The following is a 20,132-nucleotide window of genomic DNA, read 5'->3' as shown; positions in this document are numbered from 1 at the left end:
CGCTGCGCTCAGACATGGGCTGCTCTTCGGCCACGCCAGGCTCCGGTGCTCGGCTCGCTCTACGGCTCGATTCAGATAAAAAGCCAAAAGCCAAAAGCCAAAGCCACAAAGCCACAGACCCGCAGACAGCACAACGCAAAACGCCGCCCGAAGGCGGCGTTTTTTCCAACAACCCGCGACGTCAGTCGCGGTCGTTGTCGATCGCGGTGCGCTCGGTGGCGAACGGGTTGAGACGGCGGATCTTCCACGGCTCGTTCGGCCAGTTGCCGGTCAGCGACGGGTGATCCGGCTCGTTCTGCTCGAGCACGCGACGGGCATCGGCGGCCAGCGTGTCGTTGCCGAGGTTGGCGTAGCTCGCCGCGAGCAGCGCGACCGCGTCGTTCTGGTACTCGCTCTGCGGGTAGGTCTCGAGCAGATAGGTCGCGCGCTGCGCGGCAGCCACATAGGCGTCTCGGCGCAGGTAGTACAGGCCGGTCTCGATCTCGTGGCGCGCGAAGGTGTTGCGCAGCGTGGCCATCTGCGCGCGGGCATCGTCGGCATAGCGGCTGTTGGGATACCGATCGGCCACCGTGTTGAAATCCGCATAGGCCTGGTTGGGCGAGGCGAGATCGCGACGGCTGCTGTCCAGGCTCCACACGCGCTGCAGGAACACCGTGTCGCGGCTGGAGTTCACCAGGCCGCGCAGGTAGTACATGTAGGGAATGTTTTGGTGCGTGGGATAGGTGCGGATGAAGCGGTCGATGCCCGAGATCGCTTCCTCGTTGTTGCCCATCTTGTAGTTGGCGTACGCGGTCTCGACCAGCGCCTGCTCGGTGTAGGGGCCGTACGGGTACTGCGCGACGAGGCGGCGGAACGACGTGGCGCCGTTGCTCCAGTTGCCCTTGCGCATCGAGTCGTGGCCCTTCTGGTAGAGCTCGGCGACGGGCACGCCCTCGTTCTCGTCGTCCTTGGTGTTGCGGGAGCAGCCCGCGGCGACCATGACGACCAGCAACAAAAGCATCGAAGTGCGGGCCAGGGCGCGGATCGGCGAGGCGAGGCGTGGGGTCATGAGGGCAATTGGGCGTATGGGCACGATCCGCGGATAATAACAGTCCGGGTGGATCGCCCGGCTTTCCCCGCCTGAACCCGAGCCGTCCCGATGCAGCAAGACTCCAGCGACCACCCTGACCACCGCACCGCCACGGTGCCGGATGCCGCGGCAGGGCGCCGTTTCGACGCCGTGCTGGCCGAGCTCTTCCCCCAGTTCTCCCGCTCCAAGCTGACCACCTGGATCAAATCCGGCGAGGTGCTGCTGGACGGTGCCGTGCCGCGCCCGCGCGACGCGGTGGTGGGCGGGGAGACCATCAGCCTGAACGTCGTGCTCGAAACCCAGACCACGGCCGAGCCGCAGGACATCCCGCTGTCGGTGCTGTTCGAGGACGACCAGGTGATCGTCATCGACAAGCCGGCCGGGCTGGTCGTGCACCCGGGCGCCGGCAATTACGACGGCACCCTGGTCAATGCGCTGCTGTTCCGCGACGCCTCGCTGGCGACCCTGCCGCGCGCGGGCATCGTGCATCGGCTCGACAAGGACACCTCGGGCGTCATGGTGGTCGCGCGCACGCTCGAAGCGCACAACGCGCTGGTCGAGCAGCTGTCGGCGCGCGACGTGCATCGCCAGTATCTGGCCGTCGTGGTCGGCGCGCTGGTCTCGGGCGGCACCGCGGATGCGCCGATCGACCGCCACCCGCGCGACCGGCTGCGCATGGGCGTACGCGAAGACGGCCGCGAAGCCGTCACCCATTACCGCCTGCGCGAGCGCTTCCGCGCGCACACCGCGCTCGAATGCCGGCTCGAAACCGGCCGCACGCATCAGATCCGCGTGCACATGGCGCATCTGCGCCATTCGATCCTCGGCGATCCGCTCTACGGCGGCTCGCTCAAGCTGCCCAAGGGCGCGTCGGACGAGATGATCGCGACGCTGCGCGGGTTCCGCCGCCAGGCGCTGCATGCCGAAACGCTGGAGTTCAAGCATCCGGTCACCGGCGAGGCCGTGCGTTGCAGCGCGCCGCTGCCCGAAGACATGCAGGTCCTGCTGAAAGTGCTGCGTGCGGACGCGATCCAGCACGCGGAGATGGGGCGCCGGTGAGCGCGCTGCTGCACGCCGACTGGCCCGCGCCGCGCGGCGTAAAGGCGCTGACGACGCTGCGCCACGGCGCCGGTGTTTCGCAGGCGCCGTTCGACAGGTTCAACCTCGGCAACCACCGCAGTGCCGTCGGTGATGCGCCGGATGCGGTGGCGCGCAATCGCGACATCCTGGTCGACCTCGCTGGCCTGCCGTCGCCGCCCCACTGGTTGCAGCAGGTGCATGGCGTCGAGGTCGCACGTTTCGTTGCGCCGGCGGGCGCTGCGCAGCAGGCGCTGGTCGAGGCCGATGCGTCGGTGACGTCGGAAGCGGGCGTCGTGCTCGCGATCTTGACCGCCGATTGCCTGCCCGTCGCGTTCGCCGCCGATGACGGCAGTGAGATCGGCGCGGCGCACGCGGGCTGGCGTGGACTGGCAGCGGGCGTACTCGAAGCGACCGTCGCGGCGATGCGCACGTCGCCATCGCAGTTGCGGGTCTGGCTGGGGCCCGCAGCGGGTCCGGCGTCCTACGAAATCGGCGCGGAGGTGCGCGACGCGTTCGTCGCTGGCGATCCGGGCGCGGATGCGGCGTTCGTCTCGACGCGCGATGGTCACTGGCGCGTCGATCTGTACGCGCTCGCGCGTCGGCGTCTCGAAGCGGCAGGCATCCGCAGCAATGCGATCCACGGCGGCGACCGCGATACGATCGCCGAGCCCGATGCATTCTTCTCGCATCGTCGCGACCAGCGCACCGGCCGCATCGCGACGCTGGTGTGGATCGACTTTTAGCGCAGCACCACCAGGATGGTCGCCGTCAGCCCCAGGACGAGGACAATGCCGACCAGCACGTCGCGCGGCAGATGGGCCAGACCCGGGCGTGCCAGCGACAGGATCTCGCCTGCGTCCCGGCCGCTCCGGTCCCGGCCCTGCAACTGCCACATCCAGAAGGCGGTGAAGGCCGCCGTGGCGGCGAACAGCACGCCGCCGATGATGCTGAAGTGCATGCCGAGCCCCACGGTTTCGTAGACCACGAACAGCGCCGCGCTGAGCGCGTGCCCGCAGGCCAGGCCCCGCAATGCGGCCGACGCGCCGAGCCGGGAGACCCACAGCCCCATCAGGAACGTCGCCACCAGCGGCGAGGCCACGAATGCGAAGACCTGCTGCAGGTAGCTCCACAGGCCGGAGAAGTGCTGGATCATCGGCGCCCACGCCGCGGCCAGCAGGGCGATCACCAGCGTCGCGATGCGGCCGGTCCACGCCAACTGCGACGATCGCCAGTGCGGGCGATACGGTTGCACGAAGTCGAGCGTCAGCAGCGTCGCCGAAGCATTGAGGGTCGATGACAGCGTCGACATCAGCGCCGAGACCAGTCCCGCGATGATCAGTCCAGCCAGGCCGACCGGTGCGAACGTGGTGACCATGGCCGGGAAGGCCTGGTCGGGACGTTCGAGGTCGGGCAGCAGCACCGTCGCCATCGCGCCGGGGATCGTCATCAGGAAGATCGGCAGCAGCTTGAGGAAGGCCGCGATCACCGCGCCGCGGCTTGCCGCCTCGATGTTGCGCGCGGCGAGCACGCGCTGGACGACGTACTGGTTCATCGTCCAGTAGTAGAAACCGACGATCGGCACGCCGGTGATCAGGCCCAGCCACGGCAGACCGGGATCGTCGAGCGGACGGATCAGCGACAGCTTGTCGGGATCGACGCGGGCGACCACGTTCGCCCAGCTGTAGTCGAACTGCGCGAACACCATCAGGCTCAGCGCCGCTGCGCCCACCAGCAGGACCGTGCCCTGCAGCAGGTCGGTGTAGACCGCCGCGCGCAGGCCACCGCAGGCGGTATAGAGCGCGGTGAACAGCGCGATCCCCAGACAGACCGCCCACAGTTCAAGGCCGGGCACGAACGTTGTGACCACCAGCCCGCCGGCATACAGCGTGCCGGCGGTATCGAGCACCAGCGACAGGAACAGCGTGACCACCGACAGGTACTTGCGCATCCGCGGATCGAAGCGGCGCTCCATCAGCTCCGGCATCGTCGCGATGCGCAACCGCAGCAGCACCGGCATGACGAAGATCGCGGCGACGATCAGCACCAGGCCGGCCATCCACTCGTAGTTCGCCGCCGAGATGCCGGTCGCGTAGGCGGCGCCCGGCAGGCCGATCAGGGTGTCGGATGAGATGTTGGATGCGAACAGCGACACGCCGACCGCGATCGGACCGAGCGATCGCCCGGCCAGGAACAGTTCGTCGGAGGTCGCGTGCCGTCGCGTGGCCGAGAATCCGATGATCGCGGTGAGGAGGAAATAGGCTCCGATGACCCAGAAATCGACCGTCGTCAGCTGCCCCATCGTCCCCGCCGTGTGCCTGTGAGCGGTCTACCAAAACACAGCGGGCGCGGTGTTGCAAAGACTGGAATGCCGCGCTCAGAACGCGTAGCGCACCCGCGTGTAGTAGTACGCGCCGCTGCTGCCGATGCCCGACAGCACGTCGTAGGGCAGGTTGCCGAAGTAGAAGATGTCCTCGTTCGACAGGTCTGCGTATTCGTCGGTCAGGTTCTGGCCGCCGATCGCGAGCGTCCACTTGTCGCCGAGGCGCACCTCGGCTTCCGCATCGAGCTGCCACTTCGCGCCGTAGACCTGCTCGGGCTCGAAACCGCCGCCGAAGTTGAAGACGCGCTTGGTGCTGCCGTGGCGGGTCACGCGGGCGAGCAGGTTCCAGGTGTCGTTGCCCCAGCTGCCGGTGAACGCCGAGCGCGTGCGCGGGGCGGCGTCGGTCAGCGTGTTGCTTTCCTCGACGCCGAACAGCACCGCGTCCGGCACCACCGCCGACAACGCGGCCGGGGTCGCGACGATGCGTTTGATCTCGGTGTCGGCGTAGCTCCAGGTGCCGGTCAGCAGCAGCGAGCCGCCGGCCAGCGGATGACGCCAGTTGGCGACGGCCTCGGCGCCGCGCGTGCGCGTGTCGGCGGCGTTGGTGAAGAAGCTGACGCTCTGCACACCCGGCACGCCGAACTCCGCGTCGATGAAGTCGGTCAGTGCATCGCTGGTGATCGCTTCCGACAGTGCGACGCGGTCGTCGATGTCGATCTGGAACAGATCCAGCGAGAAGTCGAAATTCTCACCGACGCGGCTGGTGAAGCCGAGGCTGGCGTTGATCGACTGTTCGGGCGTGAGGTCGGTCGCGCCGAGCGCGCGGGCGATGGGATTGTTGACCGACAGCAGGCGGCTCTGGATCAGCTGGCCGGAGGCGTTGTAGCCGGTGCCTGTGGATTCGTAACCGATCTGGCCGAGCGACGGCGCGCGGAAATTCTTCGACAGCGCACCGCGCAGCGCGAACGCCGGCACGAACTCGTAGCGTGCCGCGAGCTTGCCGGTGACCTCGCCGCCGAAGTCGTCGTAGTGCTCGTAGCGCACTGCGGCGTCGGTGCTGAGCTTCTCGCCGAAACTGCTCGACACGCTGGCGTAGACGCTGGCGACATCGCGGTCGAGGTCGGCTTCGTCCTGCGGCGTCAGGCCACCGCCGGCCTGCGAACCGGTGGGGCGATCGGTGAACGGACCGGCCGCGTAGCTCGCCGGATCGCCGGCGCCGGTCTCGTAGTTCTCGACGCGGAATTCCACGCCGGTGGCGAAGGTGTGCAGGTTGTCGCCCTGCGCGAACAGGCGGCTGACGTCGACGTTGGCCAGCGTCTGGTCGAACGCGTAGTCGCCGGTCTTGAAGCGCGTGGGGCTGGACGGGCCGAGCGAGGCATTGATCGAATCGCGCAGGCGATAGGTGAACTCGTTGCGGCCGTGGTTGAGGCTGGCGTCAACATCCCAGTCGCCCCACTGCGTGCGCACACCGGCGACGCCCGCGACATCGAGGTTCTCGCCGATCGACACCGGGCGGAAGCCGTTCGGATACACCTCGAGCCAGTTCGCTTCGCCGTCGGGGTAGCGGAAATAGTTCGCACCTTCGGTGTCGCGCTGGTTGTAGGTGCCGAACGCGTAGAACGTCGCGGATTCGCCGAGCGCGATCTCGGTGTTGAGCCAACCGTTGATGTCCTTGGCCGCGCCGTTGCCGTGGTGGTAGTTGCGCTGGCCCTGCAGGGCGAGATTGCGCGGCGTCTGGTCCCACGGCGGAATCTGGTCGAAACCGGCGCGGTTGGTCGGCGAGAGTTCCTTGTATTCCAGGCCCACGCGCAGGAAGCCGTCGTCGCCCAGCGCGGTGCCGACCTTCGCTGCGAGCGAGGCGCTCTGGCCATCGGTGATGCGCTGGTCGGTCGGCTCGAACTTGGTGTGGTGCGCGCCGTAGCTGGCTTCGATCGCACCGCCATCGCCGCCGTCGTCGAGGATGATGTTGATCACGCCCGCGACCGCATCGGCGCCGTACTGCGCGCCCGCGCCGTCGCGCAGCACTTCGATGCGCTTGATCGCGCTGAGCGGAATCGCGTTGAAGTCGACCGGCGTGGTGCCGCGGCCGACCTTCGAACCCGTGGTCACCAGCGACGACACGTGCCGGCGCTTGCCGTTGACCAGCACCAGCACCTGGTCCGGCGACAGGCCACGCAGCTGGGCCGCGCGGATGTGATCGGCGCCGCCGGAGTTCGACTGGCGCGGAATGTTGAATGACGGCAGCAGCGCCTGCAGGGCAGCGCCGAGTTCACCGTTGACCGCACCGGCGCGGCGCAGGTCGTCTTCGTCGAGCACGTCGATCGGCGACGTCGATTCGAGCACCGTGCGATCAGTCGCGCGGGTGCCGGTGACGATCACCGCATCCAGCCGCGTCGCGCCGTCGGTGTCGGCAGTCTGCGCTGCAGCGGGCAGCGCCAGGCCGCATGCGATGGCCAGCGCCAGAGGTGTGGAGACGAGGCGGCGGGCGGACGGCATGGGCATGGGCTTTCCTAGCGGAGGCGGGGAGAGGGACGGTGCCGGGCGCCGATCCGGGGAGGGTCGACGTGGCGCCCGGCACCACGACCGCGCAGCGCGCGGCCGGTCCGCCATTGGGCACGCTTCGAATTCATACGTCCATCCGGATTGAGCGATACAGTGTTGCGGCACTGCAACAATTCCCGGCCGCCCACGCCTCTAGCATGGCGGCCCCGCACTTTCGGCCGTCGCCATGTCCCTATTCCGTCCGTTGCTGTCGATCCTCGCCGCGTCGGCGCTCGCCGCCTGCGCCACCAGCGCGCCCACGTCTGCGCCCGGCGTGCCGGAAAAGGTCGTCACGTCGGCCTATCACGGCGATGCCGCACGACCGGCGGAAGGCATCGGCTGGGTCCGCACCGAGCTGTATTTCGCGACCGGCCAGTGGGTGGCCTCGCCCGAAGAGACCGCGGCTTCCGAACAGCGCTGGCTCGATTTCCTCGACCGCGAAGTCACGCCGCGCTTCCCCAAGGGCCTGAGCGTGATTGACGTCTACGGCCAGTGGCTGCCGCCGGGCGCCAGCACGCCGTCGCGCCTGCGCTCCAAGGAGCTGGTGGTGCATCATCCCGATACGCCGGAGCAGGCCGCCGCGATCGAGGCCATCCGCACCGCCTGGAAGCAGGAAACCGGTCATCTGTCGGTGCTGCGCTCGCAGCTGCACGCCGACGTTTCGTTCTGATACTCCCGCGTTACAGCCCGCCCGCAGAGGTGTTCCCCATGTCGTCCAGCCGCGCCCGCCAGACCGTGCTCCGTCCCGCCCGCCTTGCCTTCGCACTCGCGTGCGCCCTGCCGGCGACGGTGTTCGCCCAGGACGCGGGCACGCCCGCCGCCGCGCCGCAGGAGCGCGCCGCCACGCTCGACGCGGTGCAGGTCACCGCGCAGCGCCGGGTGGAGAACATCCAGGACGTGCCGGTGTCGATCACCACGCTCGATGCCGAGAAGCTCGGCGTGCTCGGCAGCGGCGGCACCGACATCCGGTTCCTGTCGGGTCGCGTGCCCAGCCTCAACATCGAATCGAGCTACGGCCGCGCGTTTCCGCGGTTCTACATCCGCGGACTCGGCAATACCGATTTCGATCTCAATGCTTCGCAGCCCGTCTCGTTGATCTACGACGACGTGGTGCTGGAGAACCCGCTGCTGAAAGGCTTTCCGGTGTTCGACATCGCCGGCGTCGAAGTGCTGCGTGGACCGCAGGGCACGCTGTTCGGCCGCAACACGCCGGCCGGCGTGGTGAAGTTCGATTCGGTGCGCCCGAGCCAGGACTTCGAGGGCTACGGCAAGCTGGCCTACGGCAGCGACAACATGTGGAACTTCGAAGGCGCGGTCGGCGGCGCGCTGACCGAGCGCTGGTCGGCGCGCGTATCGGCGCTGTACCAGCGCCGCGACGATTCGGTGCGCAATACGCTGGCCGGTGCGCCCAATGACGGCTTCGAGGGTTACGACGAATCCGCCGCGCGCGTGCAGTTCCTCTACGAAGGCGACGGCTTCGAAGGCCTGTTCAATCTGCACCGCCGCGCTCTCAACGGCACCGCGCGCCTGTTCCGCGCGAACCTCGTCGAGCCTGGCAGCAACCGGTTCGTACCGGGTTTCGATCGCGATACGGTTTCGCTCGACGGTGTCAACTTCTCAGACCTCGAAACCTGGGGCGCCAGCGCCCGCCTGCGCTGGGATTTCGGCCAGTACAGCCTGTATTCGATCACCGGCTACGAGACGCTGGAGTCCCTGAATCGCGGCGACATCGACGGCGGTTACGGTGCTGCGTTCCTGCCCGATTCCGGCCCCGGTTTCATTCCGTTCGCGGCCGAATCGGCCGACGGCATTCCCGACCACAAGCAGATCACCCAGGAAGTGCGAATCGAGTCGAATCTCGACGGCCCCTTCGACTGGCAGGCCGGCGCGTTCTGGTTCCGCGAGGAACTCACCGTCGACAGCCTCAACTACGATTCCCTCGCGCCCGGCAATCCGCAGACCGGCCACGCCGTACAGGAGCAGCGCAATACCGCGTGGGCGCTGTTCGCATCCGGCGAATACGACGTGAGCGACAAGTTCAAGCTGCGCGGCGGCCTGCGCTACACGCAGGACAAGAAGGATTTCAGCGCCAGCGTGCTGCAGGCCGTGCCGTTCGGCACGCCGGTCGGCGGCCCGTTCTTCGAAAACACCGATGTCGATGACATCAGCTGGGACGCGAGCGCGGTCTACGAACTCAACGACGACGTCAACGTCTACGGCCGCGTCGCCAAGGGCTTCCGCGCGCCGTCGATCCAGGGCCGTCTCGCGTTCGGCGTCATCTCGGTCGCCGATTCCGAGGAAGTGATCTCCTACGAGGTCGGCATCAAGGCGGATCTGTGGGACCGCCGCGGCCGCATCGGCTTCAACCTGTTCCGCTACAACGTCGACGGCCAGCAGCTGATCGCCGTCGGCGGCGCGACCAACCAGGCGATCCTGCTCAACGCCGACAAGTCGATCGGGCAGGGCGCCGAGCTCGATCTGCAGGCCTGGCTGACCGATACGCTGCTGGTGACCTGGGGCACGAGCTACAACGACACCGAGATCCGCGATCCGAACCTCGCGGTCGCGGTCTGCGGCGGCGGCTGCACCGTGACCGATCCCACCGTGGGTGGCTTCGCCCGCGTCGACGGCAACCCGCTGCCGCAGGCGCCGAAGTGGATCCACAACCTCACCGCGCGCTGGGGCGTGCCGGTCGGCGACGACGCCGAGTTCTACGTCTACACCGACTGGGCGTACCGCGGCCAGGTGAACTTCTTCCTCTACGAATCGCCGGAATTCCGCGGCCGCTCGACACTGGAAGGCGGCCTGCGCGTCGGCACGAACTGGAACCAGGGCAACTACGACCTCGCCGTGTTCGGCCGCAACATCACCGACAGCACGCGCATCGTCGGCGGTATCGACTTCAACAATCTGACGGGCTTCATCAACGAACCGCGGACCTGGGGTGTGGAGTTCACGGCGAAGTTCTGAGGTCCCTTGGTGGGGTGCCGCGGCGCGCTGTCTTGCCGGCGCCGCGCGCGCAAGTCGACAATGGCGACTCAATGATCGAACGACAAGGAACGAGGGGCATGAAGCAGGGATATGCAGCAGCGCTGGCGATCGTCGGCATGATCTGGTTGGCGCCGGCACAGGCGCAGGATTGCCGGTTCAGCACCGTCGGTGATCCGCGTAACGGCATGACATTCATCGCGATGCAGACCCATCGGGATGTTGGCATCGCGAGCGGGTTGGGGCAGTTACGCAAGGTGGCGCGCGATCAGGAGTTCGAGGTCGGACACGACGACATCAAGGCGGGCGAGGGCAGTCTGCTGCTGGTGCAGACCACCAACAATCCACCGGTCGTGGTGATGGCGAGCGGCAAGGCCAACGGCGAGTTCGGCTTGGTGATGGACCTTGCTCGCGGCCAGCAGATCACGAATGACGCGGCGCGTGACCATATGTGCGGGATGTTGAGCGAAATCGTGCCCGGTGCGGCCGGCGAAGCGATCGCGCGCGCCGCGCGCGCGGCCGACAACGCCGACGCTGCCACCGAGGCCGAAGCGGTTGCGCTATCGCAGTCGCTCGGAAGGGAAGCGCGGCGGCTTGGCAGTGCCGCGTCAGCCCCTTCGCTCAAGGATGCGCTGATCGGCAATACCCGGGACGGCCGTGCGCATCGCGATGTGGACGCAATGCTGATGCCGTTCTTCGCCCGGCACATGGGGCGGCGCTACCGGATCGACGGGCAGGTCTACACCACGAATGTGTCCAGCATCACCGGCGAGATGACGCTCGTGTATCTCGTCACGCCCACGGGCGGTCTGCTGCGCGTGCGTAAGGGCGATTCCATGAACAACACCTACTTCGCCATCCAATGCAAGTTGCCTGCTGACCAGGCGCCGCTGTTCGCGACACTGGGTTCGCACGACTGGGTGACGCTGGAAGGTGTGGTCGACGAGATCACGCTGGGCGGCATGGTCCTGCGCGATTGCAGACAGCCCGTTTGATGGACACGTCCTGGCACGGCGCGCGGAGGCGGAAGATCGGATCGCCATGTCACGTCGCCGGCGGCCTCGGGCGCCGCATGTCATGAGCACCGGTGCGCGTGCGGAGAAGTCTCGGGCTGGACGCTGGTTCGTCCCCGGCGACATCAACGGCTTTTTCGGTCTCGTCGTCGACAACCTCTCGATCCTCGGCTTCATCGCCGCGGCGCTGGTCGGGATCTTCGGGGTGCCGGCCGACATCGTGTTCGGGCGCATGTTTCCGGGCACGGCCTTCGGCGTGCTGGTCGGTAACCTGATGTACACGTGGATGGCGCGGCGTCTCGCGCAGCGCACCGGCCGCGACGATGTCACCGCGATGCCGCTCGGCCTCGATGCGCCGACCAGCATCGGCATGGCCTTGCTGGTGCTCGGTCCCGCGTTCGTCGCGTTCCGGCAGCAGGGCCTGGACGCGGATGCAGCCGGCATTGCGACGTGGCAGCTCGGCATGGCCTCGCTGGTGGTGATGGGCGTGCTGAAGCTGGTGCTGTCGTTCGCCGGCGACTGGATCACCCGCGTCGTGCCGCGTGCGGCGCTGCTGGGTTCGATCGGCGGCGCGGCGCTGATGCTGCTCGGCTTCCTGCCGCTGATCGAAACGCTGCGCTCGCCGGTTGCCGGGTTCGCGACGCTCGGCCTGCTGCTCTACGTGCTGGTCGCGCGCGGTCCGGTGCCGCTGCGCCTGCCAGGCGTGCCGTTCGCCTTGCTCGTCGGCCTCGCGCTGTACTACGGCCTCGGTCTCGCTGGTCTGTCACCGGGCTTCGCGTTGCCGGAGGCCAGTTGGCCGGCGCCTGCGCTGCCGTGGCCGAATCTGGGCTTCGTCGATGGACTGCCGGCGACGCTGCCGTATCTGTCGCTGCTGCTGCCGTTCGGCCTGCTGATGGTCGTCGGCGGCATCAACGTCAGCGAGAGCGCACGCGCGGCCGGTGACGATTACCGCACGCGCGACGTGTTGCTGGTCGAAGCCGTCTCGACGCTGGTCGCCGGCGTCTGCGGCGGTGTCGCGCAGACCACGCCCTACATCGGCCAGCCGGCCTACAAGCACATGGGCGCGCGCACCGGCTACACGCTGCTGACGGGCCTCTTCATCGGCGTCGGCGGCATGCTCGGTCTCGTCTCCGGGCTGGTGCAGTGGCTGCCGGTCGCGGTGCTCGCGCCGATCATCGTCTTCGTCGGCATCGACATCACCGTGCAGGCCTTCCACAGCACGAAGCGCGAACACGCGATCGCGGTGTCGCTGGCGTTCCTGCCGGCGATCGCCTATCTGCTCAACATCAAGTTCGGCAATCCCGCCTGGATCGATCCCGAACGCATGGCCGCGCTTTATGCGCGGGTCGATGCCGGTCAAGGCCTGCCGGAGATGGCGACGATCGTCGTGCTCGGCAACGGCTTCATCATCACCGCGATGCTGTGGGCCACCGCACTGGTCGCATTGGTCGACCGGCGGTCCGGGGTCTCGGTCGCGACCCTGTTGGCGGCCGCGGTGGCCACGCTGTTCGGCGTGATCCATTCGGTGCATCCGACCGGCGCGCTGGTCCTGCCGTGGCAGCTCGACGGCCTGCGCCAGGCGATCGCGTTCCAGTTCGCGGCCGCCTACGCGGTGCTCGCGGTGCTGGTGGGCCTGCTGTCGCTGCAACGCCAGCCCAAGCCGGCAACCCTCGACTGATCGAACCGGACGCGCAGGCGCTATCCTGCGCCGCCCGGAAACGACCTGCCGTTCGATGACGCCGACCCTCTACCAGACCCTGCTCGGCGCCGCGTTCTTCCGTCTGCCCCATGCCTTGCGCGCGCTGCATGGCGTGCACGGCACCGTGCGCTATACCGGCCAGGTGACGGTGGTGCGTGGGACCGGCCTGCTGTCGCGCCTGTGCGCGCGCATTGCCGGTCTGCCGCGCGCGATGGTCGACGCGCCGCTGACGGTGGATTTCGCCAGCGGCCCGAAGGGCGAGATCTGGTCGCGCGTGTTCGGCACGCCGCCGAAGGCCTCGCGCATGCGCTCGCGCCTATGGCATCGCGATGGTGAACTGCGCGAGCGGTTCGGCCCGGTGCAGATCCGCTTCGTGCTGCACACCTGGGACGGCACGATCTTCTGGAACGTCGCCGCCGCGCGCCTGCTCGGGGTATTGCCGCTGCCGGCCGCGTTGTTCCGCAACGTGCGCTGCAACGAACGCGAGATCGACGGGCGCTATGCGTTCGAGGTCGAAGCGGCGCTGCCGCTCGTCGGTCAACTGGTGCGCTACCACGGTTGGCTGCTGCCGGACGACGCCCGCGCCGCGTGACCGCGGCCTTGCGGCGGCTTCGCCGATAATGGTCGGCCCCTCTCAGGAAGCCGTGCCATGACCGCACAGACCCTTGCCGATCTCGCCAACGTGCCCGGCGTTGCGCCACGCGATGCCGCGACCCGAGATTTCGTGTTCAACCACACCATGCTGCGGGTCAAGGACCCGGTGGCCTCGCTCGATTTCTACACCCGCGTGCTCGGCTTCACCCTGGTGCGCAAGGCCGATTTCGAGCAGGCGAAGTTCTCGCTGTTCTTCCTCGCGCTGGTCGACGACACCGCCGCCATCCCGGACGACGAAGACGCCCGCCGCGAATGGCTGGCGCGCCAGCCGGGCGTGCTGGAACTCACCCACAACCACGGCACCGAATCGCAGGACGGCCCGTTCTACCACGATGGCAACAGCGACCCGCGCGGCTTCGGGCACATCTGCGTCAGCGTGCCGGACGTGCGCGCCGCGTGTGCGCGTTTCGAAGAGCTGGGCGTGACGTTCCAGAAGCGCCTGACCGACGGCACCATGAAGTCGATCGCCTTCATCAAGGATCCGGACGGGTATTGGGTGGAGATCATCCAGCCTGCGAAGCTTTGATGTCGGTTGCTGTGGGCGGGTGACGCTTGTGCTTCTCTCTTTGGAAGAGGGAACGAACTAGCGGTTGACGCCGAAGTGGGAGGTGGTTTCGCCGGTATCGCGTTCTGTTGAAGGTCGCGTGCTGGAAGCGCCCTCACCCCAACCCCTCTCCCGGAGGGAGAGGGGCTCAGAGCGCGTGAGGCTTGGCTCGTCGCGATCTACCGCGATGCACAACTCGCACCAGCGGACCAGCACCTCTCCCTCCGGGAGAGGTCGACGCACGCAGTGCGTCGGGTGAGGGTTGAACGTCAGCAGGAGTCTGCAGATTCGCCGCGCCGCGAACCGGCGATCAACGTCCACGCGAGACATGACGGGTTTCGCTTCGCGCTACATCAACCCGCGAAACGCGGCAAAATCAGCTCCGCGTCGCCGCCAACCGCGACAGGAAATCCTTCCGCCACGCATGGATGTCGTACTCGCGGATCCGCGTGATCATCGACTGCCATCGCTCGCGTCTTGCCTCGCGCGGCATCGCCATCGCTGCGGCGATCGCATCGGCGACGCCATCGCTGTCGAACGGGTTCACCAGCAGCGCGCCGTCGAGTTCGCGCGCGGCGCCGGCGAAGATCGACAGCACCAGCGCGCCGGGATCGTCGCCATCCTGCGCGGCCACGTATTCCTTGGCGACCAGATTCATGCCGTCGCGCAGCGGGGTGACCAGCGCCATGCGCGAAAGGCGGTAAAACCCGGTCAGCGCGGGATGCGGATACGTGCGGTTGACGTAGCGCACCGGTGTCCAGTCCGGCTCCGCATGCGCGCCGTTGATGTGGCCGGCGTACTGCTCAAGTTCGCGGCGCAGGGTTCGGTAGCTCGCGACGCCGCCGCGTGAGACCGGGGCGATCTGCAGGTACGTTATCTTGCCGCGTTGGTCGGCGTGGCGTTCGAAGAACCGCTGGATCGCGCGGAAGCGCTCCGGCAGGCCTTTCGAGTAATCCAGCCGGTCCACCCCGATCGCCAGCGCACGGCCGTTGAGGCTCGCCTGCATGCGTTTGGTCGTCGCACTGCGCGCCGCGGTCTCGGCCAGCGATTCGATCACGCCGGCATCGATGCCGATCGGGAACGCGGCCGCGGTGAAACGGCGTCCGTCGGGGTCGCGCAGATCACCCTGGCCGGCAATCTGGCCACCGCGGAACAGGCGGATGTAATCCTGGAAGCGTTCCAGATCGCGTTCGGTCTGGAAGCCGACGAGATCGTAGGACGACAGCGCGCCGAAGGTCTTTTCGTGGTGCGGCAGACCGGCGACGATGTCGGCCGAGGGAAACGGCACGTGCAGGAAGAAACCGATGCGTGCACGCACCCCGCGCTTGCGCAGTTCCTGCGCGAGCGGAAACAGGTGGTAGTCCTGCACCCAAACGATGTCGTCGTCGCGCAGCTCCTTCGACAGCTTCTCGGCGAACAGCGCGTTGACGCCGCGATAGGCGGCCTGGGTCAGCGCGTTGTAGTCGACGAGGTCGAGCCGGAAATGCAGCAGCGGCCACAACGTGCGGTTGGAGAAGCCGTTGTAGTAGCCCTCGTAATCCTCGCGCGAGAGGTCGACGGTCAGGTATTCGATGCCGTCCGCGTGTTCCCGATGCAGTTCGCCCGAATGCGCACGCGCGACCTTGCCGCTCCAGCCGAACCACAGGCCGCCAGTCTCCTTGAGCGCCGCGTCGAGCGCCGTCGCAAGGCCGCCGTTCTGGCTGGCGCCCGGCAGCGCGACGCGGTTGGAGACGACGACCAGGCGGCTCATGAAGCCGCCTGCCAGGACCGCGACAATCGCATTGCCGCCATGATCAGACCGACGTGCGAATAGGTCTGCGGGAAGTTGCCCCAAGCCTCGCCGGTCTCGAATGACAGGTCTTCCGACAGCAGGCCGAGGTGGTTGCGTCGCGACAGCAGGGTCTCGAACAGTTGCCGCGCCTCGGCCGTGCGACCGATCGACGCCAGCGCATCGATGTACCAGAACGTGCAGATCGTGAAGCTGGTTTCCGGCGTGCCGAAATCATCGGGCGTGACGTAACGGAACAGGCCGTCGCCGTGACGCAGCGACTGGCCGATCGCCTCGACCGTGCCGATGAAGCGCGGGTCTTCCGGGGTGACAAAGCCGAGATCGGCGAGCAGCAGCAGCGAGGCGTCAAGCCGGTCGCCACCGAAGGCATCGGCGAAATGGCCGAGGTCCGCGTTCCAGGCTTCGCCGAGGATTCGCTCGCGCATGCCGTCGGCGCGCTCGCGCCAGAGGCCCACGCGGTCCTCCAGGCCGAGCTGCCCCGCGATGCGCGCGAGCCGGTCGCAGGCCGCCCAGCACATCACTGCGGAATAGGTGTGGACATGCGCCTTGCCGCGGAATTCCCACAGGCCGGCGTCGGGTTGATCGAAGAGCTTGAACGCGAGTTCGCCTAGCGGTTCGAGCTTGCGGAACGTCGCCTCGTCGCCGCGGTGTTCCAGCCGGCGGTCGAAGAACAGCTGTGTGGACGCGAGCACCACGCTGCCGTAAGTGTCGTGCTGGCGCTGCACGTAGGCGAGATTGCCGCGGCGCACCGGCCCCATGCCGCGGTAGCCCGCCAGCGCCGGCATCGTTTCCTCGGTGAGCGTGTGTTCGAAGCCGATGCCGTACAGCGGCTGCATGTCGCCGTCGTCGCTGACCGTCAGGTTGAAGATGTAGCGGATGTACTCCTCCATCGTGCGCGTCGCGCCCAGACGGTTGAGCGCGCGCACGACGAACGCCGAGTCGCGCATCCAGCAGTAGCGGTAATCCCAGTTGCGCTCGGTGTCGGCGGCCTCGGGGATCGACGTCGTCATCGCTGCGATGATGCCGCCGCTATCCTCGTACTGGCACAGCTTCAGCGTGATCGCGCTGCGGATGACCGCTTCCTGGAAGTCGAGTGGGATCGACAGGTAGCGCACCCATTCGCGCCAGTAATTCGTTGTGCGGTGGATCGCGTCACGCACGAATTCCGGCAGCGGCTGGGTCAGGGTTTCGTCGGGGCCAAGAATGAAATGCAGGTCGCGGTCGAGCACGAATGGCAGGCCGTCGCGCAGCAGGCGGATCGGCAGATCGGTGGTCGCGCGCAGTGTGAAGCCGGGCAGCATGTAGCGGATGTGGTTGCTGCCCCAGGTGCTGTCGGGCACGCGCGCACCCCAGTCGGCCAACGGGCGCAACAGCACGCGGATGCGCGGACTGCCCGACAGCAGACGCACGCGCCGCATCAGCATCACCGGGCGGTAGAAGCGGTCGTGCTGGCGCCAGCGCGGTGCGAAATCGGTGATCTCCAGCGACGCGCCATGCCGGTCGTACAGCACGGTGCGCAGGATAGCGGTGTTCTCGACGTAGCTCTGCTCGCTGCGTTCGAAGTCGTCGAGTTCGATCGACCAGTCGCCGTGGCCGTCCTTCGGCGACAGCAGCGCGCAGAACGCGGGATCGCCGTCGAAGGCCGGCAGGCAGGACCACACCAGGCGCGCGTTGCGGTCGAACAGCGCGCCGAAACTGCCGTTGCCGACGAGGCCGAGATCGAGGCTGGGAGCGAGCGGTTGGGTCATCGGGAAGTCTCCGGATTCGGGTCTGCAGGCACGCCGAGCCACGCGTGGATCGCGGCGGGATCTGGCAGACGGAAGCGGGCGGCACTGCCGGCGCGATCGCCGACCAGCACGCTGATGCCACCATGGGCGTTGACGGCCGAGAAGCCGGGCTCGTCGGTGAGATCGTCGCCGGCGAACACGGGCACGCGACCTTTGAAGGGCGCCTCTTCGAGGAACGCGAGAATCGCGCTGCCCTTGTCGGCGTGGCGCGGGCGTAGCTCGATGACGTGGTCGCCGGGCTGCAGCTGATAGTCGGGCAGTCCACTGAGTGCACCTGCAGCGAATGCGCGCAACGCGAGCTCGGCGGCGGCCTTGCGTTCGGGCGCGACCATGCGCCAGTGCAGGCCGAGCGCGGCGCCCTTGTCTTCGACCAGTGCGCCGGGATGCGCGTCGATCAGCGCGATCGCCGCATCGCGTGCACGTACCAGCGCAGGCGGAACGTCGCCCGCGATACCGGTGTGGCCGAGGCGGCGCCGCTCGACGCCATGCAATCCTGCGGCCGCAAATACCTGCGGCGCGAACAGCTGGTCGAGCGTGGCGAGATTGCGGCCGCTGACCAGTGCCAATGCACCGCCCAAGGCCTGCTGCAGGACGGTCAGACGCGCGAGCAGCGCGGGCGGGACTTCGACCGCGTCGGGACGCGGCGCGAACGGTAACAGGCAGCCATCGACATCGAGAAACAGGGCCGCATGTGCCGGTAACGGGGGCGGCAAAGGCAACGCGGCCGCGGCCGGCGTCAGGAAGGGTGGGGTGGCTTCCGGTGATTGGCGCATTGCAGCATCATGGCCACGCGTCCGGAAAACCGATGTGAACCCTCCCAGCCCACCCGCGTCATCCACCGCACTGCACGACGGCCCCATCGTCGTGTTCGATGGCGTCTGCGCGCTGTGCAGCGGCTGGGTGCGCTTCCTGCTGCGCCACGACAGCCGCGCCGGTTTCCGCTTCGCTGCGATGCAGGCGCGCGTGGGCCACGATCTGCTGGTCGCACATGACATCGATCCGGATGACCCGGTGTCGTTTCTACTGGTCGATGGCGATGCCGCCTGGCACGACAGCGACGGGGTCATCGAAGTGCTGCAGCGTCTCGGCGGCGTCTGGCGCACTGCGGCTGTGTTGCATGTCGTACCGCGCGCGCTGCGTGATCCGGCCTATCGACTGCTCGCGCGCAACCGGTATCGCATGTTCGGGCGTCGGGAGACGTGCATGGTGCCGCCGGCCGAGGTGCGGACGCGGTTTCTGTAGGCCAAGGCCGCTGGAGCCTGTGACGGGCCGGCGGGACTGCCGCGTCATCGTCTGCTCGCGACGGAAGTCGGGTGGGCAGGCGTGATCAGTACGGCAACCACGCACCGGCATAAGGTCCGCCGCAGGCTGCAGCACGCGCGCGATTGATCGTGTCTTCAGGCAGGCCACCACCCGAGCCCCCGCCCAGCGTGACGCGATCGCCGTCGAAGGCTTTACGCCCTTCTGAATCCATGACACCCCGGCGTCCATCGCGCACGACCGCCACATAGTCATGCGGCCAAATCAGTGTGGTGCCGCCGCCCCGTTGCTGCGCGGCCACGATCCGGAAACAACCGTCGCGCCAGACGAGGCGACCGGTCATCGAACCGGTCAGGTAGATCGCGTCCATGCCCGCTGATGGTGGCGCAGACCGGATCAGGTCTTCCGGGCCCGCCGCTCCATCGGGTCCATGCGCGCAGGCGCCGATGAGGGCCAGGAGCGGGAAAAGCGCTGCACGTCTCGCTGTCGTCTGCCATCCACGTCGCATTGAACATCCTCCATGTCGGTGCAATCCGGTTTCGCCTCAGGTGTCGTCGGCGCGCCCACCATCCAGCTCCGGGTAATGCCGGAAGATCCCGTTGGTGTTGAACGCCAGCCGGCGCTCCGAAGCCAGATACGCGGCGATGTTGGGCCGCGCCGCGATCCGCGCTTCCAGCTTGCGCAGCTGCGGAATCTGCGGTGCAAGCGCCTGCATCGCGATCGGATACGCGTAGTCGAGCCCGCGCACGATCTGGAACAGCGACAGGTCGACATACGAATGCGCGCCCAGCGCGTGGCCGTTGCCGCGATCGACCACCTGCTCGAAGTAGCCGAGAAACTTCGGCAGCCGATGCTGGCGCAGATCGGACGCGCGTCGCTTCGCGGCGTCCTTCTGGTCTTCGTAGTACGCGGCGCTGGCGATCGGGTGATGGCTGTCGTGGATCTCGGTCACGAGGTCGGCGATGGTGAGCTGCAGTTGCAATGCCTGCAGCCGCGCGGCTTCACCTTCGGGCACCAGATCCAGCCGCGGCCCGACGAAGTGCAGGATGTTGGCGACCTGGGCCACGACGAGATTGCCGGATGCCAGGAACGGCGGGGCGAATGGACGGGCGCCGTCCCGCTCGCCGTCGAGGAAGGGCTGCAGCGCCTCATCGCCCGCTTCCCGGGCGACATCGACGTAAGGTGCGCCGGCGTCTTCCAGTGCAAGGCGGACGAACTCGCCGCGCCCCTGGATGCCGGTCCAGTAGTAGAGCTGGTAATCCATGTGCCGCTCCGGGATGGGGAAGGCGTACCGTAGGGCTGGCCCCGCAAGCATCGGGTGAGCGCCCCGGCAGGATTCCGTCGACGCAGGGGTCCGTCGCAGGCCCGTCCGCGCTTGCAACCCGCGG

The 20,132-nt window shown here is 67.8% G+C and carries 17 protein-coding genes; 9 read left to right on the top strand and 8 right to left on the bottom strand.

What is annotated here, in order from left to right:
* Positions 1 to 181: 181 nt before the first annotated feature.
* Complete coding sequence (locus tag ACZ9YD_RS14830; RefSeq protein WP_465076040.1) at positions 182 to 1,048, bottom strand: outer membrane protein assembly factor BamD; 867 nt, start codon at positions 1,046 to 1,048, stop codon at positions 182 to 184.
* A gap of 90 nt (positions 1,049 to 1,138) precedes the next feature.
* On the opposite strand from ACZ9YD_RS14830, the gene rluD reads away from it, so the two are divergent.
* Positions 1,139 to 2,128: a 23S rRNA pseudouridine(1911/1915/1917) synthase RluD gene (gene rluD, locus ACZ9YD_RS14825; RefSeq protein ID WP_465076039.1), complete on the top strand. Its 990-nt coding sequence runs from the start codon at positions 1,139 to 1,141 to the stop codon at positions 2,126 to 2,128.
* The gene (gene pgeF / locus ACZ9YD_RS14820) at positions 2,125 to 2,892 is read left to right on the top strand and encodes a peptidoglycan editing factor PgeF (protein WP_465076038.1); all 768 of its coding nucleotides are present in this window, start codon (positions 2,125 to 2,127) and stop codon (positions 2,890 to 2,892) included. The genes rluD and pgeF overlap by 4 nt, the downstream gene beginning before the upstream one ends.
* Here the strand turns inward: pgeF and ACZ9YD_RS14815 are convergent.
* The gene (locus ACZ9YD_RS14815; RefSeq protein WP_465076037.1) at positions 2,889 to 4,448 is read right to left on the bottom strand and encodes a sodium:solute symporter family transporter; all 1,560 of its coding nucleotides are present in this window, start codon (positions 4,446 to 4,448) and stop codon (positions 2,889 to 2,891) included. The genes pgeF and ACZ9YD_RS14815 overlap by 4 nt on opposite strands.
* A gap of 75 nt (positions 4,449 to 4,523) precedes the next feature.
* Entirely contained in the window at positions 4,524 to 6,971 is a 2,448-nt protein-coding gene (locus ACZ9YD_RS14810) for a TonB-dependent receptor plug domain-containing protein (RefSeq protein WP_465076036.1), read from the bottom strand.
* Positions 6,972 to 7,197: 226 nt separating this feature from the next.
* On the opposite strand from ACZ9YD_RS14810, the gene ACZ9YD_RS14805 reads away from it, so the two are divergent.
* The 6 genes from ACZ9YD_RS14805 (at position 7,198) to gloA (ending at position 13,890) form a co-directional block, all read left to right on the top strand.
* Positions 7,198 to 7,680, top strand: a complete 483-nt coding sequence (locus tag ACZ9YD_RS14805; protein WP_465076035.1) for a DUF3574 domain-containing protein — start codon at positions 7,198 to 7,200, stop codon at positions 7,678 to 7,680.
* 38 nt (positions 7,681 to 7,718) lie between these two features.
* Positions 7,719 to 9,980 carry a TonB-dependent receptor gene (locus ACZ9YD_RS14800; RefSeq protein ID WP_465076033.1) on the top strand — a complete coding sequence of 754 codons (2,262 nt, stop codon included), beginning with the start codon at positions 7,719 to 7,721 and terminating at the stop codon, positions 9,978 to 9,980.
* Positions 9,981 to 10,051: 71 nt separating this feature from the next.
* Positions 10,052 to 10,993, top strand: coding sequence for a hypothetical protein (locus ACZ9YD_RS14795; RefSeq protein WP_465076032.1), 942 nt, complete (start codon positions 10,052 to 10,054; stop codon positions 10,991 to 10,993).
* A gap of 82 nt (positions 10,994 to 11,075) precedes the next feature.
* A complete protein-coding gene (locus ACZ9YD_RS14790) occupies positions 11,076 to 12,689 on the top strand; it encodes a SulP family inorganic anion transporter (RefSeq protein ID WP_465076031.1) in 1,614 nt (537 codons plus the stop codon).
* A gap of 55 nt (positions 12,690 to 12,744) precedes the next feature.
* Entirely contained in the window at positions 12,745 to 13,302 is a 558-nt protein-coding gene (locus tag ACZ9YD_RS14785; protein ID WP_465076030.1) for a DUF4166 domain-containing protein, read from the top strand.
* Positions 13,303 to 13,359: 57 nt separating this feature from the next.
* Positions 13,360 to 13,890, top strand: coding sequence for a lactoylglutathione lyase (gloA, locus tag ACZ9YD_RS14780; RefSeq protein WP_465076029.1), 531 nt, complete (start codon positions 13,360 to 13,362; stop codon positions 13,888 to 13,890).
* 394 nt (positions 13,891 to 14,284) lie between these two features.
* Here gloA and ACZ9YD_RS14775 read toward each other — a convergent pair whose 3' ends face one another.
* From ACZ9YD_RS14775 to otsB, 3 genes are read right to left on the bottom strand one after another with little or no spacing between them, the layout of a single operon-like run.
* Positions 14,285 to 15,658 carry an alpha,alpha-trehalose-phosphate synthase (UDP-forming) gene (locus ACZ9YD_RS14775; protein ID WP_465076028.1) on the bottom strand — a complete coding sequence of 458 codons (1,374 nt, stop codon included), beginning with the start codon at positions 15,656 to 15,658 and terminating at the stop codon, positions 14,285 to 14,287.
* Positions 15,655 to 17,445: a glycoside hydrolase family 15 protein gene (locus ACZ9YD_RS14770; protein ID WP_465076027.1), complete on the bottom strand. Its 1,791-nt coding sequence runs from the start codon at positions 17,443 to 17,445 to the stop codon at positions 15,655 to 15,657. The genes ACZ9YD_RS14775 and ACZ9YD_RS14770 overlap by 4 nt, the downstream gene beginning before the upstream one ends.
* Positions 17,442 to 18,257 (bottom strand): trehalose-phosphatase, encoded by an 816-nt coding sequence (gene otsB, locus ACZ9YD_RS14765; RefSeq protein WP_465076026.1) that lies wholly within the window; start codon positions 18,255 to 18,257, stop codon positions 17,442 to 17,444. Before otsB ends, ACZ9YD_RS14770 begins: the two co-directional genes overlap by 4 nt.
* A 34-nt stretch (positions 18,258 to 18,291) precedes the next feature.
* On the opposite strand from otsB, the gene ACZ9YD_RS14760 reads away from it, so the two are divergent.
* Positions 18,292 to 18,726: a thiol-disulfide oxidoreductase DCC family protein gene (locus tag ACZ9YD_RS14760; RefSeq protein ID WP_465076025.1), complete on the top strand. Its 435-nt coding sequence runs from the start codon at positions 18,292 to 18,294 to the stop codon at positions 18,724 to 18,726.
* Positions 18,727 to 18,811: 85 nt separating this feature from the next.
* Here the strand turns inward: ACZ9YD_RS14760 and ACZ9YD_RS14755 are convergent, their stop codons facing one another.
* Both ACZ9YD_RS14755 and ACZ9YD_RS14750 read right to left on the bottom strand, forming a co-directional pair.
* Positions 18,812 to 19,114 (bottom strand): hypothetical protein, encoded by a 303-nt coding sequence (locus ACZ9YD_RS14755; protein ID WP_465076024.1) that lies wholly within the window; start codon positions 19,112 to 19,114, stop codon positions 18,812 to 18,814.
* Between the two features lie 174 nt (positions 19,115 to 19,288).
* Positions 19,289 to 20,008 (bottom strand): glutathione S-transferase, encoded by a 720-nt coding sequence (locus ACZ9YD_RS14750; protein WP_465076023.1) that lies wholly within the window; start codon positions 20,006 to 20,008, stop codon positions 19,289 to 19,291.
* Positions 20,009 to 20,132: the final 124 nt, after the last annotated feature.

The sequence above is a fragment of the Luteimonas sp. AC640a genome (genome assembly GCF_979256585.1).
This window is presented reverse-complemented; position numbering and strand designations above follow the sequence as displayed.

Excerpts from the sequence above, each read along its gene's own strand:
- ACZ9YD_RS14830 (WP_465076040.1), bottom strand. The coding sequence starts at position 1,048 with ATGACCCCACGCCTCGCCTCGCCGATCCGCGCCCTGGCCCGCACTTCG.
- rluD (WP_465076039.1), top strand. The coding sequence starts at position 1,139 with ATGCAGCAAGACTCCAGCGACCACCCTGACCACCGCACCGCCACGGTG.
- ACZ9YD_RS14815 (WP_465076037.1), bottom strand. The coding sequence starts at position 4,448 with ATGGGGCAGCTGACGACGGTCGATTTCTGGGTCATCGGAGCCTATTTC.
- ACZ9YD_RS14810 (WP_465076036.1), bottom strand. The coding sequence starts at position 6,971 with ATGCCCATGCCGTCCGCCCGCCGCCTCGTCTCCACACCTCTGGCGCTG.
- ACZ9YD_RS14805 (WP_465076035.1), top strand. The coding sequence starts at position 7,198 with ATGTCCCTATTCCGTCCGTTGCTGTCGATCCTCGCCGCGTCGGCGCTC.
- ACZ9YD_RS14800 (WP_465076033.1), top strand. The coding sequence starts at position 7,719 with ATGTCGTCCAGCCGCGCCCGCCAGACCGTGCTCCGTCCCGCCCGCCTT.
- ACZ9YD_RS14795 (WP_465076032.1), top strand. The coding sequence starts at position 10,052 with ATGATCGAACGACAAGGAACGAGGGGCATGAAGCAGGGATATGCAGCA.
- ACZ9YD_RS14790 (WP_465076031.1), top strand. The coding sequence starts at position 11,076 with ATGAGCACCGGTGCGCGTGCGGAGAAGTCTCGGGCTGGACGCTGGTTC.
- ACZ9YD_RS14785 (WP_465076030.1), top strand. The coding sequence starts at position 12,745 with ATGACGCCGACCCTCTACCAGACCCTGCTCGGCGCCGCGTTCTTCCGT.
- gloA (WP_465076029.1), top strand. The coding sequence starts at position 13,360 with ATGACCGCACAGACCCTTGCCGATCTCGCCAACGTGCCCGGCGTTGCG.
- ACZ9YD_RS14775 (WP_465076028.1), bottom strand. The coding sequence starts at position 15,658 with ATGAGCCGCCTGGTCGTCGTCTCCAACCGCGTCGCGCTGCCGGGCGCC.
- ACZ9YD_RS14770 (WP_465076027.1), bottom strand. The coding sequence starts at position 17,445 with ATGACCCAACCGCTCGCTCCCAGCCTCGATCTCGGCCTCGTCGGCAAC.
- otsB (WP_465076026.1), bottom strand. The coding sequence starts at position 18,257 with ATGCGCCAATCACCGGAAGCCACCCCACCCTTCCTGACGCCGGCCGCG.
- ACZ9YD_RS14755 (WP_465076024.1), bottom strand. The coding sequence starts at position 19,114 with ATGGACGCGATCTACCTGACCGGTTCGATGACCGGTCGCCTCGTCTGG.
- ACZ9YD_RS14750 (WP_465076023.1), bottom strand. The coding sequence starts at position 20,008 with ATGGATTACCAGCTCTACTACTGGACCGGCATCCAGGGGCGCGGCGAG.